At 68.6% G+C, this 14,122-nt stretch carries 16 protein-coding genes and 3 pseudogenes; 12 read left to right on the top strand and 7 right to left on the bottom strand.

Going from position 1 to position 14,122, the window contains the following annotated elements; translation table 11 throughout:
• Nucleotides 1-103 (bottom strand): annotated as a pseudogene (locus ABZ622_RS38080) (IS5/IS1182 family transposase); the annotation flags it as partial.
• Between ABZ622_RS38080 and ABZ622_RS38075 the strand changes: the two are divergent.
• Nucleotides 100-318 (top strand): annotated as a pseudogene (locus ABZ622_RS38075) (short-chain dehydrogenase/reductase); the annotation flags it as partial. The pseudogenes ABZ622_RS38080 and ABZ622_RS38075 overlap by 4 nt on opposite strands.
• A gap of 126 nt (nucleotides 319-444) precedes the next feature.
• Here the strand turns inward: ABZ622_RS38075 and ABZ622_RS38070 are convergent.
• Nucleotides 445-1,158 (bottom strand): NAD(P)-binding domain-containing protein, encoded by a 714-nt coding sequence (locus tag ABZ622_RS38070; protein ID WP_360551325.1) that lies wholly within the window; start codon nucleotides 1,156-1,158, stop codon nucleotides 445-447.
• A gap of 135 nt (nucleotides 1,159-1,293) precedes the next feature.
• Here ABZ622_RS38070 and ABZ622_RS38065 point away from each other — a divergent pair, with 135 nt between their 5' ends.
• From ABZ622_RS38065 to ABZ622_RS38050, 4 genes are all read left to right on the top strand, one after another.
• Entirely contained in the window at nucleotides 1,294-1,845 is a 552-nt protein-coding gene (locus ABZ622_RS38065; protein WP_360551323.1) for a glycoside hydrolase family 25 protein, read from the top strand.
• A 109-nt stretch (nucleotides 1,846-1,954) separates the two neighbouring features.
• Nucleotides 1,955-2,446 carry a MarR family winged helix-turn-helix transcriptional regulator gene (locus ABZ622_RS38060; protein ID WP_360551321.1) on the top strand — a complete coding sequence of 164 codons (492 nt, stop codon included), beginning with the start codon at nucleotides 1,955-1,957 and terminating at the stop codon, nucleotides 2,444-2,446.
• A gap of 35 nt (nucleotides 2,447-2,481) precedes the next feature.
• Nucleotides 2,482-2,751, top strand: a complete 270-nt coding sequence (locus ABZ622_RS38055) for a hypothetical protein (protein ID WP_259934195.1) — start codon at nucleotides 2,482-2,484, stop codon at nucleotides 2,749-2,751.
• 470 nt (nucleotides 2,752-3,221) lie between these two features.
• Nucleotides 3,222-4,400, top strand: coding sequence for a S1 family peptidase (locus ABZ622_RS38050; protein ID WP_360551319.1), 1,179 nt, complete (start codon nucleotides 3,222-3,224; stop codon nucleotides 4,398-4,400).
• 619 nt (nucleotides 4,401-5,019) lie between these two features.
• On the opposite strand, the gene ABZ622_RS38045 is transcribed toward ABZ622_RS38050, so the two are convergent.
• Together ABZ622_RS38045 and ABZ622_RS38040 are read right to left on the bottom strand one after the other, a co-directional pair.
• Nucleotides 5,020-5,778: a substrate-binding domain-containing protein gene (locus ABZ622_RS38045; protein ID WP_360551317.1), complete on the bottom strand. Its 759-nt coding sequence runs from the start codon at nucleotides 5,776-5,778 to the stop codon at nucleotides 5,020-5,022.
• Between the two features lie 92 nt (nucleotides 5,779-5,870).
• On the bottom strand, nucleotides 5,871-5,987 hold the full coding sequence (locus ABZ622_RS38040; protein ID WP_360551315.1) for a hypothetical protein: 117 nt from the start codon (nucleotides 5,985-5,987) through the stop codon (nucleotides 5,871-5,873).
• A gap of 272 nt (nucleotides 5,988-6,259) precedes the next feature.
• Between ABZ622_RS38040 and ABZ622_RS38035 the strand changes: the two genes are divergently transcribed.
• Together ABZ622_RS38035 and ABZ622_RS38030 are read left to right on the top strand one after the other, a co-directional pair.
• Nucleotides 6,260-7,474 (top strand): MFS transporter, encoded by a 1,215-nt coding sequence (locus ABZ622_RS38035; RefSeq protein ID WP_360551313.1) that lies wholly within the window; start codon nucleotides 6,260-6,262, stop codon nucleotides 7,472-7,474.
• Nucleotides 7,475-7,544: 70 nt separating this feature from the next.
• The gene (locus tag ABZ622_RS38030; RefSeq protein WP_360551311.1) at nucleotides 7,545-8,570 is read left to right on the top strand and encodes a carboxylesterase family protein; all 1,026 of its coding nucleotides are present in this window, start codon (nucleotides 7,545-7,547) and stop codon (nucleotides 8,568-8,570) included.
• A 409-nt stretch (nucleotides 8,571-8,979) separates the two neighbouring features.
• Here ABZ622_RS38030 and ABZ622_RS38025 read toward each other — a convergent pair whose 3' ends face one another.
• Complete coding sequence (locus tag ABZ622_RS38025) at nucleotides 8,980-9,249, bottom strand: hypothetical protein (RefSeq protein ID WP_360551309.1); 270 nt, start codon at nucleotides 9,247-9,249, stop codon at nucleotides 8,980-8,982.
• A 68-nt stretch (nucleotides 9,250-9,317) separates the two neighbouring features.
• Between ABZ622_RS38025 and ABZ622_RS38020 the strand changes: the two genes are divergently transcribed.
• The gene (locus tag ABZ622_RS38020) at nucleotides 9,318-10,214 is read left to right on the top strand and encodes an alpha/beta hydrolase (RefSeq protein WP_360551307.1); all 897 of its coding nucleotides are present in this window, start codon (nucleotides 9,318-9,320) and stop codon (nucleotides 10,212-10,214) included.
• 115 nt (nucleotides 10,215-10,329) lie between these two features.
• Here the strand turns inward: ABZ622_RS38020 and ABZ622_RS38015 are convergent, their stop codons facing one another.
• Nucleotides 10,330-11,031 carry a 2-phosphosulfolactate phosphatase gene (locus ABZ622_RS38015; RefSeq protein ID WP_360551331.1) on the bottom strand — a complete coding sequence of 234 codons (702 nt, stop codon included), beginning with the start codon at nucleotides 11,029-11,031 and terminating at the stop codon, nucleotides 10,330-10,332.
• A 242-nt stretch (nucleotides 11,032-11,273) separates the two neighbouring features.
• Between ABZ622_RS38015 and ABZ622_RS38010 the strand changes: the two genes are divergently transcribed.
• From ABZ622_RS38010 to ABZ622_RS37995, 4 genes and pseudogenes are all read left to right on the top strand, one after another.
• Nucleotides 11,274-11,744 carry an NUDIX domain-containing protein gene (locus tag ABZ622_RS38010; RefSeq protein WP_360551305.1) on the top strand — a complete coding sequence of 157 codons (471 nt, stop codon included), beginning with the start codon at nucleotides 11,274-11,276 and terminating at the stop codon, nucleotides 11,742-11,744.
• 246 nt (nucleotides 11,745-11,990) lie between these two features.
• A pseudogene (locus ABZ622_RS38005) lies at nucleotides 11,991-12,344 on the top strand (serine hydrolase); the annotation flags it as partial.
• A gap of 73 nt (nucleotides 12,345-12,417) precedes the next feature.
• Nucleotides 12,418-12,732, top strand: coding sequence for a hypothetical protein (locus ABZ622_RS38000; protein WP_360551333.1), 315 nt, complete (start codon nucleotides 12,418-12,420; stop codon nucleotides 12,730-12,732).
• 306 nt (nucleotides 12,733-13,038) lie between these two features.
• Entirely contained in the window at nucleotides 13,039-13,689 is a 651-nt protein-coding gene (locus tag ABZ622_RS37995; RefSeq protein ID WP_360551303.1) for an SUMF1/EgtB/PvdO family nonheme iron enzyme, read from the top strand.
• 105 nt (nucleotides 13,690-13,794) lie between these two features.
• Here the strand turns inward: ABZ622_RS37995 and ABZ622_RS37990 are convergent, their stop codons facing one another.
• Complete coding sequence (locus tag ABZ622_RS37990) at nucleotides 13,795-14,067, bottom strand: HPr family phosphocarrier protein (protein ID WP_360551301.1); 273 nt, start codon at nucleotides 14,065-14,067, stop codon at nucleotides 13,795-13,797.
• Between the last annotated feature and the right edge of the window lie 55 nt (nucleotides 14,068-14,122).

Below are 14,122 nucleotides of genomic sequence, written 5' to 3'. Positions count from 1 at the left end.
CGCGAAAGTGCTGGAAGCAGATACCGATGCCTTCGTTGCGCGCGGCGGTCGCATCATGCATCCGACCAGGCCGCAGAGCATCGGTCCATAAGGTGAGGCCCCGTCCGGACGGACCGCCCCGGCTCTGACGGCAAGCAGGAGGGTGACCCCGACAAGGCCGCGGCAGCCATTCTCACCGCCCTCGCCGCAGAGAGGACGCCACTGCGACTGCCGCTCGGCAACGATGCGACCGACGCGATCCAGGCCCACCTGGAAGCGGCCCGTGCCGAAACACTCCTGTGGGAGAAGGTCAGCCGCAGCACAGCCTTCGACCGCTGAGCAGCGCGGCCGGCCTTACCGGCGCCCACAAGTCCGGCGCCCACAAGTCCGACGGCGACAGGACGCCGGGGAGGGGCGCGCCGGGGACGACGGGGGCGGCCCGTTGTTCCCCGGCGCCGGGGAACGTCAGGCGCGCCACTCGGCCGTGCGCTCGGGGGACGCCTCGGCGAGCGCCTTGCGGATGGCCTCCACATCGCCCTGATGGCCGTAGACAGGTGTGCCGGGCTGCTGACGCCAGGACTCGTCGAGGCCACCGGCGTCCACGGTGTCGAAGCCGAGTTCGTCGATGAGATCGCGTACGACCTGTTTGGCCGCCGCTTCGTCACCGGCCACCGGCAGCGCCTGACGGCCGGGGCTGCCCTTGGGGAGTCCGTTGGAGAGGATGTCCTGGGCGTACGTCCCGTTGAACGCCTTGATCACCGGGTGGCCGATCTGCTCCTCGGTCCACCGGCTCTCGGGCTTGCCGTCCTCGATCTCGGCGATGCGGCCGTCGCGTTGCTGGGGGTAGTAGTTGCCCGTGTCGATGACTGCGGCCCCGTCCGCGGCGCCGTCGATCAACCCGGCGGGCAGATCGGGAACGGCCTTGAGCGGGACGGTGACGACAACGACCCGGGCTCCCCGAGCCGCTTCCGACGCGTCGACCGCAGTGGCTCCGGTCTCCTCGGCGAGCGCGGAGAGCGTCTGCGGGCCGCGCGAATTGGCGATGGACACCTCGTGACCCAGTGCGGTGAGGCGCCGGGCGAGGTTTCCGCCGATGTTGCCCGCTCCGATGATGCCGATCTTCATGGATCCGACCTTCCGAAGGTGACTGCGGTACGTGATGTGGTCTCGCCGATTCATCAACTACCCGTTTCCGGCCCATATTCCTGGCAATGGCAAAACGATTCGCCCGTTCATCCGAAGGATGGGAACGACCGAGTGCGGGCACGTACAGAAAGAGAACGGAAGCGCTCATCCCACTTGAAGGCGGTGCCCATGCTCCATGGCGTCGATGTCAGTTCCCATCAGTCGTCCTTCGACACGGACGGACTGGACTTCGTCTTCATAAAGGCCACCGAGGGCCGCTCGTACGTCAATCCACACCTTTCGGCGCAGGTGAAAAGGGCCAGGGACGCCGAGTGCGTGCTCGGCTTCTACCACTTCCTCTGGCCGGGGAACATCACCGCCCAGGCCGAGTACTTCGTGAGCAAGGCCCCGGAGAAGGCGGGCGATCTGCTCGCCGTCGACTGGGAGGAGAACGGCGAAGGCACGCGGGCCGGCAACGCCGAGAAGGACCGCTTCATCCGCGAGGTCAAACGCCTGCGGCCGCACCACAAGGTTCTGCTGTACTGCAACCGCTATTTCTGGCTGAACCACGACACCACGTCGTACGCGGGGGACGGCCTCTGGATCGCCGACTACGTGACCGCGGGGAAGCCTCGGATCAAGGCGTCCTGGCGTATCCACCAGTACACCGACCACCCGATCGACAAGGACGTCGCCGCCTTCTCCTCACGGGCGGCCATGCGCAGCTGGGCCAAGGGGTAGACGCCGCGGGACCGGGCACATGAGCGGTGCGGTCCGGACCGTGCCGGGCGGGGCGCACTGCCATTAGTGGGTGAAGACCTATGATTGGTGCGTGCCTAAGACAGTGCCGATGAGCGAGACCCCGCCCAGCCTCCTGGGACTCACGACCTACCTGCTGTCCAAGACCGGCAAGGCGGCGCGGAGCCGACTTGCGGCGCGACTGGCCGAACGCGACCTCCGGCTCTGGCACATGGCCGTACTGTCGGCGCTCACCGACTTCGGCCCCCACGTGCAACGGGAACTGGCATCGAGGCTCGGGATCGACCGGAGCGACATCGTCAAGATCGTGGACGATCTCGCGCTGGCCGGTCTCGTCGACCGAGCCCGGGACGCCGCCGACCGCCGCCGGGTGACCGTCACGCCCACCCCGGCCGGCCGTGCCGTGCTCGCGGAGCTCCAGGACGATGCGCGAAACGAGCAGGCCGCAATGCTCGCCCCCCTGAACGCACGCGAACAAGCCCAGCTTGCAGGGCTGTTGAAGCGTGTCCACGCCCATGTTCACGACAGCCCCGCAGCATCGAATGTCCACGACGGCTCCGAAGCCTCAAGGCCAGGTCGCTGACCGAATCCCCGGGGCCGGTACGGCACACTTCTCGGGTGACCACAGCCGCGGCTCAGCCGCCTCGCGACCGCGCGCTCGGGCGCGGAATCACCACCCTCATTCCGCAGGCCGCCACGGCCACCCCGGCGGAACAGGCCGCGGCCGTACTGACGGCGATGCAGAGCGTTCCGGTCCGTGTGGGCGTGCTCCAGGCGGCCGTGGTCCTCCTGGAGGAACGAGTGCGTGCGACGCAGGACGACGCGGAACGCGCGGCCGCCGCGACGACGGTCGCCATGCTGCGCAGCGCGATCGGCCGGGCCGGCTGACCCCGTCGGCCTACCCGGCCGGCTGATCGGACTGCCTGATCGGGTCGATTGGCCGGGCGGCTCTGTCGGGCCGACTGGTCGGATGCCATCAGCGGCTCCGGCCGTCGGGCCCGCAGTCGCTACCGCCGGCCCGACACCTCGGAGTCCGCCTCGCCGATCCCGTTGCCGCATCGGCCCCATGCAGGTGGTGGAGGTCGGCGTGTCGGGCACACGCGATCATCCGACGCGAGCATAGGTGCCCGCGCCGAGTGGCGGGCGACGGGTCCGGCGGCGGAAAGGGGCAGGCGCGACCGGGGCGGGAAGGGCCTGACGCCCAACTGCCGGGATACGTCCCCTCATTGGCATGGACCTGATAGGCGTGCTGCGTTACAGTCCGTTTGCGGCACACTCTGAGAGCGCTCTCAGATCGGAGCTCTCGGACGTCTGCTGTTCCTCCCCCACGATGCCGGAACAACAGAAGGGCCATTGCCTTGAGATGTATCAATGCGCTGCGTACGAGCCTGGCTGCCGCACTTGTCGTCGGAGCCTGGGCGACCCTGGGTCTTGCCTCCGGCCCGGCGTCCGCCGCCGCCGTGGACCCGCCGCCCGGGACACCCCGTTCCGCGACCGGTGAGGCGCCGGCGTCCGAAGGGCTGCTCTCCGCGATGCGGAAGGACTTCGGTCTGACAGAAGGCCAGGCCAAGGCGAGGCTGGCCGCGGAGAAGACGGCGACCGCCGTACAGGGCAAGGCGCGACGCGTCGCCGGATCGTCCTATGCCGGTGCCTGGTTCGACCCGGCCACGAACCGGCTCACCGTAGCAGTCACCGACAGCCGGAAGTCGGCTGCCGTGCGCGCCTCCGGCGCGTCCGTCCGGCTGGTGCGCCACACTGCACGGCAGCTCGACGCGGCCAAGGCGCGGATCGACGGGCTGACGGCACCGGCGGGTGTCAGCAGCTGGCACGTGGACCCGAAGGCCAACCGGGTCGTCGTCGACGTTGTCGCTTCGGCAGCGGATGACAACGATGTCCGATCTTTCGTCGAACGGGCCCGCAAAACTGGCCCCGTAACGGTGACGCAGACTCCCGAGGGGTCCAGGACCTTCGCTGCCGGAACCGTGGGCGGCGACCCCTACTACACGGGCAATGTGCGATGCTCCATCGGCTTCTCCGTGTACGGCGGCTTCGTCACGGCGGGCCACTGCGGACAGGCCGGCGCGGCGGTCAGCGGCTGGGACCGTTCGGCCATCGGCAACTTCCAGGGTTCGTCCTTCCCCGGCGACGACTACGCCTGGGTCAGTGTCGGCAACGGCTGGTGGACCGTCCCCGTCGTACTCGGCTGGGGCACCATCTCGGACCAACTGGTGCGGGGCTCCGCAGAGGCACCCATCGGCGCCTCGATATGCCGCTCCGGCTCCACCAGCCACTGGCACTGCGGCAATGTGCTGGCCACGAACGAAACCGTGAACTACAGCCAGGGAGCGGTTCACCAGATGACCAAGACGAGCGTCTGCGCCGAGCCGGGAGATTCCGGTGGCTCGTTCATTAGCGGCGACCAGGCCCAGGGAGTCACTTCCGGCGGCTGGGGCAACTGCACCAATGGCGGGGAGACCTGGCACCAGCCGATCAACGAGATTCTGAACCGATACGGGCTGACACTGCACACAGCCTGACGGTACGAAGGTCCGGCTGAAACCCGGTCCGCCCGAATCCCACTGCGAGGGCCTGCCGCAGCACGAGTGCGATCGCTCGAATGCGGCAAGCCCTTCATGCGGTCCCACCGGTCGCCCGGATTTCACGCGGCTGTGCCACCACGGCTGTCGAGCCCGTGTCACCGACGAGAGCGTCGGGTGATGAGCCCGAAACCGAGGGGAACGGGTTCAGGCTTCCGGACGAGCGCGCCACTCGCCAGGGGCCCCGGGGCGTCTCGCGGAGTGCTCCGGGGCTCCGGTGGGTACGCCGATGGCCGTGTCCACCGGCACGTCCCAGGTGCTCATCCCCTCGGCGTCGGCCCGGGCCTGCAACTGTTCGAGTACGCGGTGCCCGGTGCCGTCCCGGTGTCAACGCCGGAAGAGGCCGCACACCGTCTGCCGAGAACCGTACGGCTCGGGCAAGTCCCGCCGAGGAGCATCGGTACGGGTGGGCCGGCGTACGCCGGCCATCAGCTGCCGCTTGGTATGCACCGGCAGCCGTCCGGGTCTCCTCCCGGCCGGGCGCAGCGGCGCAGGCTTCGCCCATGGAAACACGCCCCGGGCGAGCAAGGCCGCGAGTCAACGCCGACGGAAGGTTCTGTCAGGCGCTCTCCCGGATGATGAGGGTGGGATGCAGCGGGGGCGTGGCCGGTGGTCTGTCGCCATGGATGCCACACACGATGACCTGGGCGAGGTGGGTGACGAGCACGTCCTGGCCGTGATCGATGGCCGTCAGTGGGGGGTCGGCGAACGGGCCAAGCGGGATGTTGTCGGCTCCGATCACCGCGAGGTCCTCCGGCGCCGAGATGCCGAGGTGGCGCATGGCGCTCAGGAGAGCGAAGGCGTAGTCGTCGCTGTAGACGCACACGGCGGTCACGCGGTCGTCGGCAGCGACGCCCCACCAACTCCGGAGCGCGGCCGCGACGCCTTCCGGCGTGAGGTCGGTGCTCTCTACGCGCGGCCGGTCGAGACCGAGGTCGAGACACGCAGCCTCGGCTCCCTCGATCCGCAACCGGCGGAAGAGCTGGTCGTGCTCGGCTCTGGGCGCGAGGAATCCGATTCTCCGGTGCCCCTGTGCGGCCAGATGCTCCACTTGGAGCGCACCCACGAGGCTGCCGCGCGCGAGCAGCGGGTTGTCGGAGTGTTCCTCATCCCACAGGAGCCCCTGGGCGACGAAGATGCCGGTGCTCTCCATCGATGACCGCTCGCCCCTGCCCACGTCGTCCAGGAGCAGGACGGCCGCCGGCATGGTCGCCTGCCACAGCTCGCCGACGGGCATCCCCTGTTTCAGCCGACGGATGACCGGCTGGAGGTTCAGCTGTTCGAGCTGCTCGGTGAGGCCGTCCACGAATCCCGACATCGCGTACCCCAGAGGCCAGTCGGGGAGCACGATCAGTACGAGGTTCGACCGCCCGAGACGTAGTGTGCGGGCGGCTGCGGAGGGGGTGTAGTTCAGCTCGCGGGCGGCTTCGAGAACACGGCGTCGGGTCTCTTCGGGTTCCGCGTCAGCGACTTGTTGTTCAGCACATAGCTGACGGTGGCCTGCGACACCTGAGCCGCCTCTGCCACCTGCCTTGCCGTAACTCGGGCAGTTCCCATTCAGCGCCTTGTCATCGGATGCGGTTCTCGCGCCAATCCTACCGAGTTGAGTTGCTGGCACGGGGAGCGGCTTGCACCTTGCTGATACGTATCAGCGCTTATACGTATCAGCTACTGTTCCCGAGGACGGGAGAGCCATGAATCACCTCAATGAAAGCCCGCCGCAACTCGTTGTCCCGCCCGCCAGAAGTCCGCACCCCCCGGGCGGTCGGCGCGCGACCAACGACGCATAGCGGCCCGGCGTGTCACCGACGGTGAGCGCGGGGTTCATCCTCATCTACGCCTTGGCGTCGTTCGGTGCCCTACTGGTACTGCTCACGCCGTCCCTGGAGAGCCTGGCACTGCGGATCAACGCGTCCGTGCCGGTCGACGAGGCACCGGGCGTACTCGGAACCGTTCTGGCCATCGGCCTCGTCCTTCAAGTGCTGGCACTCCCCGTCATCGGGCGCCTCAGCGATCGCACCCGTTCGAGGTTCGGCCGGCGTCGCCCCTGGATCGTTCTCGGGTTGACCGGCCTCCTGGCCGGAGCCCTCGTCATGGCGCTGGTGCCGAACATGATCGGCCTGACGATCGGCTACGCCGTCGTGTCGGTGTCGGGCAGCTCCTGCGTCGCGGCCCTGCTGGCCGTGATGTCGGACCGAGTGCCGGTCCGGCAACGCGGTCTGGTGTCGGCGTTCCTGGGGCTCGGAACGGTCGGGTCCCTGGTGGTCGGCTCCGTGATCGTGGCCCTCCTCCCGAGCAATTCGGGCGGCATGTTCGTCGTGCCGGCCATCGTCGGCGCCATCCTCCTCGCGCTCTTCGCGGCACTGATGAACGACCGGCCTTCGTCGAACGACGCCCCGTTTCCGAAGGTGACCACGGCCATGGTGATCTCCACCTTCTGGGTGAGCCCCCGCCGCCACCCCGATTTCGGCTGGGCCTACCTCAGCCGCTTCCTGCTCCAGCTGGCCTACGCGTTCCTGACGACTTACCAGGCGTTCTACCTGATCAGTCACCTGGGGACAGCGGCTGACGATGTGCCGGGAAAGGTGCTGACGGGAACCCTTCTCCTGGGAGCCGCCACGATCGTCTCCAGCGTCTTGGCAGGGCGGCTCTACGACAAGCTGGCGAGGCGGAAGGTCTTCGTGATCACGGCGGCGTTCATCACTGCGGGTGCCCTCCTCCTCATCGCGGGCGCGAACGACCTGACCTTGTTCTACGTCGGGCTGGTTCTCGGCGGCATCGGCTACGGCGGCTACACCGCCGTAGCCCTGGCGCTGGCGACCGACGTTCTTCCGAACCCCGACGATGCCGCGAACGATCTCGCCATCTTCAATACGGCGACGACCCTGCCTCAAGCGCTCGCGCCGGGCATTCTCGCGGTCGCCGCGCAGTCGTACTCCGTTCTCTACGTCGTCGCCGCTGCCGTCGCCGTCGTCGGCGGCTTCGTCATCTTCCGCGTGCGAGCGGTGCGATGAGCGCCGGCCAGACGCCGCCGCAGTCGGCCACCGAGCCCCTCTTCCAGCCTCCGGGCGGTCCGGTCATCGGATGGCGAGACGGCGCCGTCGTCCGCGCCACGGGCATCCCCTACGCCACTGCGGCGCGCTTCGACGCTTCCCACCCCCTCGACGACCGCGCCGAACCCTTCAGCGCACGAGGCTGGTCGCCGATGTGCCCCAGCCCGCGGATCCCATCGCCGACACGATGTTCGGAGTCGATCCGCGCGCTCTGCCCACGGACGAGCACTGCCAGCACCTGTCGATCACGATGCCGGCCCAGTCGAGTCCGGCCCTGCTTCCGGTCATGGTCTGGATCCACGGGGGTGGCTATGCCACGGGATCCGGCGACCTCGCCGCGATGGATCCGGCGACCTTGGTCGCCGAGCAGGATGTCGTCGTCACGGTCACCTACCGCCTGGGACTTCTCGGCTTCATCCAGTCGGAAAGCGGACCGAAGGCGAACCTCGGCCTGCCCGATCAGAGGGAGGCGTTCCGCTGGATCCGACGGAACATCTCCGCGTTCGGAGGCGATCCGCACAACGTCACCGCGTTCGGGCAGTCCGCCGGAGCCGCTGCCCTGGTGGATCTCATGGCGACGGAGAACGCAGCTTCCCTCTTCACGCGAGCCATCATCCAGAGCGCCCCTCTCGGCATCATGCGTGGCCGCGAGAGGCTCAATCGTGCCGTCTCCCGGCGCGCGAACGCGATCCGGGCCACGACACCGATCGCGGCGGTTGCAGATGTGCAGGCCGACGTCATCCGCGCGGGCGCGCCGTTCGGTCTCAAGAGCGGGATGCCATCGCTCCGCGGTACGGATATCCGCCCCTCCCGGCGGAGCACGATGTCGACGCCGCATGGAGGAAGACGGCTCCCCGCATCGATGTGCTCATTGGCAGCACCTCCGAAGAAGCGCGACTGTTCCTCCCGGTTCTCCCCGGGCCGGCCCGCTGGTTCCGGATGCCTCTCCTCGGCCGCATCCTCGAACGCGGCATCGTGGCCTTCTGCACCTGGGCGGTGTATTCGCGGGGAGCTCGCAAGTTCGCCCGACGTCACCGCCGGGCAGGCGGACGGGTGAGCAGGTAGGTCCTCTCCTGGTCGGCGGCGGGCAACCCGCTGGGCGCAGCCCACACCATCGACCTTCCGCTTCTCTTCGGCGACGAAGCGACTTGGGAGAAGGCCGCGCTGATCAAGGGGGCTTCGTGGAGCGATGTTCATGAAGACGGCCGCCTCCTCCGCGCAGCGTGGGCGAGCTTCGCCCGAGGCGAGCGCGTCGATCCCCTGGGCGGCACCCGTCGTTTTCTCCGCATCCGCTCGTGACGCCGGAAGCAGCACGGCTCTCGCCGAGGCCGTTCGCACCCCGCTCCTCATTGTCTGGTCCGGAGCAGTGAGCACGCGGCCGACCAGGCCGGCAATGTGCCCCCGCTTGTCGAGGTGGGCCGCGAAGTGAGCGTGCTCGTCCGAGTTCGGCAGGACGTCATGGACGTTCATACGACCGGCTCCTGGCGCACGACCAGGACTCGGTACTCGAACCGTGCTCCGGCGCGGACCGGGGACACCTGATGGGTTCCGGTGATCGCGCGCCATCGCGCCTGGGCGGATTCGACCAGATCGCACGCCATCGCAGGCGCGGCCGCCGCCGGGCTGCCCGCGCCTCCCGTGTCCTTGGTGCGGAGCTCGACTCTGAGGAAGGCCGACCCGATGGGGACGGTGCCCCGCCAACCCACCTCGGGCACGCCCGGCCAGGTGCTCGCCACACCCGACGACCGTGCCGCCGGGCAGCTCCTCTGCACAGGGTCCCCGGTCCCGCTGTAGGTTCTCTGCGATGACCTTGATGGAGACGCAGGGCCTCGCGTCGATGACTGACGAGGCACAGTTGTGTTGGAGGGCGCTGGGAGACACGTCCCGGCGGCCGGCCGTGGTGATGCTGCACGGGGGTCCTGGCCTGCCGGACTATCTGGACGGCATCGCCCCCATGGTCGCGGACCTTGTGCCCGTGTACCGGTACGACCAGCGTGGCACGGGCCGATCCCCGTGGCGGGGCCGCCACTCCTTCGCCCGGCACGTCGACGATCTTGCCGAACTGCTCGACGCATGGGACGTGCCCGAGGCCGTGTTGATCGGGCACTCCTACGGCAGCACCCTGGCCGGCCGGTTCTGCCTGAGGCACTCCGACCGGGTTGCCGCGATGCTGCTGATGTGCGGGCCGTTCGTGGGCGATTGGCGCAGTGGGGACCGAGCGGAGCGCGCTCGCCGGATGTCCGCGGCACAGCAGGAACGGCTCCGCGAACTGGAGGAGTTGCCGCACCGTACGGAGGAGCAGGAGGCCGAGCTGCTCACGCTGTCTTGGTTCACCGACCACGCCGATCCCGAGCGCGGATGGCACTGGGCCGCGCAGGGCGCCCGGCATCGTCGTCCCGTCAACTGGACGATGAACGGTGAACTCGGCAAGGAAGGGCGCGTGGACCCGCTCGATGGGCATCTTGCCGAGCTGCGCGCGTGCATGCCCGCGAGAGCGGAACTCCTCGGCGGAGCCAATGATCCCCGACCGTTTTCGGCGCTTGAATCGCTCGCGCTCCGGCTCGGTCTTCCGCTGACGAGGATCGAGGACGCAGGGCACGAGCCCTGGCTGGAGCAACCCGACGTCGTGCGCGCGCACCTGAGGCGATTCGTGCAGGGCGCGGTGAGCGCGACTCGGTCGACAGCTCGTGGCAGTGAATGAGACCTTGTTGCGTCTGAAGGCGTTGTTGTTCCAGTCGACTGCGGATGTCGTCGGCGCATACCCGACGGGATGCCGGCTCTCGCATGGCGAGAGCCGGGCCGGGCCTTGCCAGCGGTCAGACCGAGGCCTCGTGGGCCGGCGCAGGCACAGCGTGCGAACGAAGAACCATGAGCGAGTCTTCCGATGCTGCCACCATGGCAAAGGGAAACCGGTCGAGCTCAAGACAGAGCGCGACGTCGTCGGGGTGGACTCCTTGGCGTACCCCCTCCGTCAGTTCGGCGGCGGCGCGGGACTCGCCGGCGCGGCGGAGGAACTCGGCTGCATCCGTCCCAGCCTCGGTGGCCCTCCGGGCGATGTACTGGGCGCACGCCAGATCTTCGTCTGCGCGCCCGTCTTCGCCAGTGATCACGAACGTGACACCGTCACACTCGCGTATCCGCAGGAGCCGGGCCGTTGCCTCCGCCACCACGAAGCCGGCGCACAACACCAACGACGCCTCCTTGACCGCGAGGGCGCCGACCGTCCCTGCCGTGGTCTTCTGTACGACGGTCCGTCCGCCGAGGTCAATGGACCGCAGCAGGCCCGGCGAGTTGACGGTGTCGAACCCGGGCGCGGACGGACCGTCCTTGATCGCCACCCAATCCGGGTGGCGAGCCTTGAGCGCCAGGGCTTCGTCCAGCGACTCGGCAAGGACGACCTTTTCCGCCCCCTGGGCGAACGCCCAGGCAGCCACTGTGAAAGCACGCATGACGTCGACCACCACCGCGACGCGCGGGGTTTCGACCAGCTCAGTGATGCCAAGAAAGCGAGGGTCCATCCGGTCATGATCGCGCATGCCCGGCCCCAAGTACCCGGACGGTGACCCGCATCACGTCGATGCTCCCGGGGCGTGACACCTCTGGCGGCCCGCGTCGCGACAGCAGCGCGCAGCGTGCGTAGACGGCTTCGCCCACGCCGGCCCTCATCGAAAACCCACGGACGCGTGAGCGTCCACTACTTCGTCGTCAACAACCAGCCTGGTCAGTGGCTTTGTGCACGTTGGCGCCCGACAATAAGCGTATGACCCGTCCCAGAATCCGTGTCGCTGCTTACGTGATCCGGCATCGTTCCGGACCCGAATTGCTGGTGTTCGACCATGTCGGGGCTCCGGCCGCCGGCACCCAGGTGCCCGCAGGCGGCGTCGGGCCGGACGAGGAACTTGCACTGGCTGTCCTACGAGAAGTCGCTGAAGAAACCGGGCTGTCGGACGTTGCCGTGGTCCGGCAGGTTGCGGTGGAGGACAAGCCGCACCCTGAATCGGGACAGCCACGCAGGACCACCTTCTTCTTCCTCCGGACATCAACCGATACCCCTGACGTGTGGGAGCACAGGGTCAGCGGCGATGGCGAGGACACCGACCTCACCTTCGCATGCCGCTTCCTCGCACTTCCTCTGAAGCAACCGCTGGCGGATGAACAAGACGCCTGGCTGGGCCGCATCGACCCTCTTTGGGCTACGTACGAGTCGTCCGACAGCGGCGACAGGTTGTAGGAGGGGTGCGGAGGGAAAACGGAGCGACGGCCGCGACCCGATCTCCCTCCCAAGCGGCCCACCGGCAGGTCCAGACCGTGCCGATCGGACAGCAGAACTCGAATTCAAGCCTGTGTGAGCAGTCGAGCAGTCTCCACCCGCCACGACAGGCAGGGGCGGCGCAGGGGAGGGCTCAGTGGGTACTCGGGGTGCGCTCCGGGAAGTACCCGATGCCGGTGCCCGCAGCCCGCTGACAGTCTGCGGGACATGACCTCAACAGGCCTGACACGAAGGGCCATTGTGGGCGCGACACTGTCGGGGACGGCAGCGCTGCTGGCCACCGTGGCGCTGCCCACGCCGCGCGCCACCGCCGCATCCGCATCGCTGCCGACACTGGACCCCACCGCCCTGCAGGCGGCGATCGGCGACCTGGAGCACCCGGCGTCAACCGCGGCCCAGTTGCGAGTCGGTGGCACGGCCGGGCACTGGTACGGCACTTCGGGTGTGGCCGATGTGATCACGCGGCGGCCGGTGAGGGCAGGGGACAGGGTCCGGATCGGCAGCATCACCAAGGTCTTCGTCGCCACGGTGCTGCTCCAACTGGCAGGGGAGGGACGGGTCGAGCTGGACGCGCCCGTTGCCCATGTCCTGCCCGGGTGGCTGCCGGCCGGCTTCCACGAGCGATGTCGACCGAATGCTCGTCGGACTGTTCTCCGGCGAACTGCTTCAGCCGGAGCTGCTCCGGCTGATGTTCACCCTGCCACCGGCCGATGTGCGGATGCTCGACGGCTCTCCGGCCCGCTACAGCTCAGGGCTTCAGCAGGCCACTGTCAACGGCATCATGCTCTGGGGCAAGACCGGGGAGACGTACGGCTACAAGAACGCCGCGTTCTCCACCCGTGACCAGAAACGCCGCTTCGTGCTCGCTCACCATCCGACCTCCCCGCGCAACGGCGAGGAGACCCAGATGGTCGCTCGGGTCGCCGATCTGCTCACCCGTAACCCGTAACCCGTAGGCCGTAGTCCGAATTTCGTAGACCGTGTCCGGTGCACGACGGGCCGGGGTTCCCGCGCGGGACTTTCCGGTTCCTGGCTCGCACATGGTGTTGGTGCGAGGTGATGTGACGGAGCGTCGGGGACACGGGTCCGCACTGCCGTGTCACTCCCGTCTGTAAGGTCAGTCGCTCAGGGGGCGGCAGCGCGCGGCATCGGCCCCGCGTGGGTGTCGGTCCGGCGTGCCGGTCTGGTGCGCCGGTGCACATGAGGAGCTGTGATGAGCGTGGAATCCGTACTTCGCCAGGTTGATGTCGAGAGCATGAGGAGCATTCCCGCCGGAGAGATCATTCTGCGCGACGAGGGCACGCGGACGGAGTGGAAGGTGCAGGTGGGTGCCTTCGGGCTGGCGCCGTATCCCGTGACCCGCGAGCTCTACCACGCGGTTCGGGGCGAGGTGCCCGAGAGTGAGGCCGGACCGCGTACACCGGTGACCGAGATCTCGTGGATCGGGGCTGTCCGGTTCTGCAACCTGCTCTCGCAGGCGACGGGGCTCCAGCCCTGCTACTCGACGGGCGATGACCCCGACGGTCTGGGCGTGGTCTGCGACTGGCGGGCCGACGGCTATCGCCTTCCGTCCGAGGCGGAGTGGGAGTACGCATGCAGAGCCGGGACCTCCGGGGTCCGTTACGGGGACCTGGATGAGATCGCCTGGCACTGTGGGAACTCCGGCGGCGAGCTGCACGATGTAGCGACCAGGGCGCCCAACGCGTGGGGCGTTCACGACATGATCGGCAACGTGTGGGAGTGGTGCTGGGACCTCTACGACCCGGAGGTCTACGGCCCGTACCGCGTATTCCGCGGCGGGGGCGGTTTCGACCGGCCCCGGAGTTGCCGGGCGTCGTGCCGACGCAAGAGCCACCCGACCTTCCGCATCGATGACCTGGGGTTCCGGCTAGCCCGAACACTGTGAGGGGTGGGGAAGTGTTGGGACGGTGGTGAGTTGCCGGACAACCCTCGGCTGCCCGGCGGGCAGCCGGCCACCGGGCAGTCGAAGGGCAGTCGCGGGCAGCTGAGGTTACGGCGTTGCATCGAGGTCACGGGAGAGGAGCGCGGCCAGCTCCTCGACCGCGACCTCCGCGCCGTCGCCCTCGGCAGTCAGTACCACCGAATCGCCGTGCTGGGCCCCGAGGGCCAGTACGGAGAGCAGACTCCGGGCATCGACCGAGCTCTGACCGTCGCGGCCGATCGTCACCTTCACCGGCTGTCGGGTGGCCGCCTTGACGAACAACGAGGCAGGGCGGGCGTGAAGACCGCTGCGGGAACCGACGACGACAGTGCGCTGATGCATGGGGGACTCTCCTGTGTGTGGATGGGGGGAGTGGGGACGGGGATACGGCGGAATC

Origin of the sequence: Streptomyces sp. NPDC007164, assembly GCF_040634135.1 — a bacterium.
GTDB classification, from domain to species: domain Bacteria; phylum Actinomycetota; class Actinomycetes; order Streptomycetales; family Streptomycetaceae; genus Streptomyces; species Streptomyces sanglieri.
This window is presented reverse-complemented; position numbering and strand designations above follow the sequence as displayed.